This is a genomic window from Zobellella taiwanensis (genome assembly GCF_003012795.1).
Classification (GTDB): Bacteria; Pseudomonadota; Gammaproteobacteria; order Enterobacterales; family Aeromonadaceae; genus Oceanimonas; species Oceanimonas taiwanensis.
On record NZ_PXYH01000068.1, the window covers coordinates 1 to 342 of the forward strand.

Below are 342 nucleotides of genomic sequence, written 5' to 3' on the forward strand. Positions count from 1 at the left end.
TGGAGCCGGGGGGATTTGAACCCCCGTCCGCCAGCTCTCCGCTATCGGTTCTACATGCTTAGCCAGCTCTACTGAGTTAACTCCGCGCCGCCCGAGTGGCAGGGTGCTTGGAGCGAGCTGTATGAGTTTTAGCCGTTACGTCTACAGCGAACTTGGCGGCGATCCTGTTCTATCTGACAGTCGTTTCGGGTTTACAGGCATCCCCTAGCGACTGCTAGCCGCATTAAGCAGCTAGAGCGTAGTTGTCGTCGTTGGCAACTATAAGTTTGCAGCAGCGAATTTACGAGTTCTGCTACCAGCTCGGCATGCCCCTCAAGTTTTGTTACCGGCGTCGAATCCTAA

At 55.0% G+C, this 342-nt stretch carries 1 other RNA gene; it reads right to left on the reverse strand.

Features of this window, described 5'->3' with window-relative positions:
- Positions 1-342, reverse strand: a transfer-messenger RNA (tmRNA) gene (gene ssrA / locus C7I36_RS16955); the annotation flags it as partial.